Annotated in this window: 1 protein-coding gene; it reads left to right on the forward strand. The window is 68.9% G+C overall.

All coding sequences use genetic code 11. The features are described from left to right. A partial coding sequence (locus AC0L3X_RS47275; protein ID WP_473317635.1) for a ribokinase occupies positions 1–729 on the forward strand: 729 nt, incomplete at both ends.

The raw sequence follows: 729 nt of genomic DNA on the forward strand, positions 1-729 counted from the left end.
GTCACGGCTCGGCGTGAAAACCACGCTGATCGGGCGGCTCGGAAAGGATTCGTTCGGGGCCGAGCTCCGGGCATTCCTCGGCGCCCAGGGCATCGATCTCGGCTCCGTCCGCGACGCCGACACGCATAGCGGCACCGCCATCATCACCGTCGCAGAATCTGACAATACCATTGTCGTCATCCCCGGCAGCAATGCGCTGGTCAGTGCGGATGACGTCGCGGATGCGCCGCTGGCGAAGGGCGATGTGGCCGTCAGCCAGTTCGAGATTCCGCTGCCGACGATTGCCGCCTTCTTCCAACGCGCCCGTAGCGCCGGCGCCACGACGCTGCTCAACCCCGCACCGGCGCAAACGATGTCCGCCGAGCTGCTGGCGCTCGTCGACATCCTCGTGCTGAACGAGACCGAGCTCGGCTTCCTCGCAGGCGTGGAGCTCTCCGACGGCGACGAGGCCGCAACAATCATCGACGTCGCGCGACAACTGCAGGCACGCGAGGACCAGATCATCTGCGTGACGCTCGGCAAGCGGGGCGTGCTCGCGCTCGCCGGCCGCAAGGAATTCGCGGTGTCCGGCCGCGCGGTGAAGGCGGTCGACACCACCGGCGCGGGCGATTGCTTCGTCGGCGCACTTGCGGCGCAGCTGGCGGAGGGCGTGTCCCTGCGTACCGCGCTCGCCTTCGCCAACGCGGCCGCCTCGATCAGCGTGCAGCGGATGGGCGCCGGGCCGTCGAT

The organism is Bradyrhizobium sp. MI1.7, from assembly GCF_055811795.1.